Raw genomic sequence first — 630 nt, forward strand, 5'->3', positions numbered from 1 at the left:
TTCTCCTCCCAGATTTTTTTACTTTCCTCTGTTCCCATGTTCTCTCCCACTCCCCAAATTTGCTTTTTTGCTTCCATTAAATCTTCCTTACTATATTCCATTGTTACCCTCCATAACTTCTGATTGTTGCCGTCTTGACGATTATGTATCTTTACATTACCTTCTGAAACATATGGCGCACCTTGTCCAGGCGGCTGTTTGGACGGCGGGGCTGGATGACCGGCTGACCGACAGCGGCCTGATATCCTTTCAGCTCTGTAAGGCATACGCTCCGCCCGTTGGTGTAAAAGGCCAGATCAGTACGGTATGCCTGTATACAGCGGGCGGGAATCTCGCCAGTAAAGACAACTTCATCCTTTTTTACCTGGGCCGTTTCGATGGTGGCACAGTATTTCGGTGCATCATGATAAGCCCTGGAAAGGTATTCCTGGGGCGCATAGAGGATGAAGGAGAGATAAGGTTCCAGCAGCTGCGTCCCCGATTCCTTCAATGCCTGTTCCAATACAATCGGGGCCAATAAGCGGAAGTCCGCCGGCGTGCTGACCGGACTGTAATAAAGCCCGTATTCAAAGCAAATCTTACAGTCCGTTACGTTCCAGCCGAACAAGCCCTGCTCCAGCCCGTAACGGA

At 50.0% G+C, this 630-nt stretch carries 2 pseudogenes; both read right to left on the reverse strand.

What is annotated here, in order from left to right:
• Nucleotides 1–101: pseudogene (locus tag ACTNEN_RS13325) on the reverse strand (class I SAM-dependent methyltransferase); the annotation flags it as partial.
• 50 nt (nucleotides 102–151) lie between these two features.
• Nucleotides 152–630, reverse strand: a pseudogene (locus ACTNEN_RS13330) (tetracycline resistance ribosomal protection protein Tet(W)); the annotation flags it as partial.

This window comes from Oribacterium sp. HCP28S3_H8 (genome assembly GCF_052064775.1).
GTDB lineage: Bacteria > Bacillota > Clostridia > Lachnospirales > Lachnospiraceae > Oribacterium.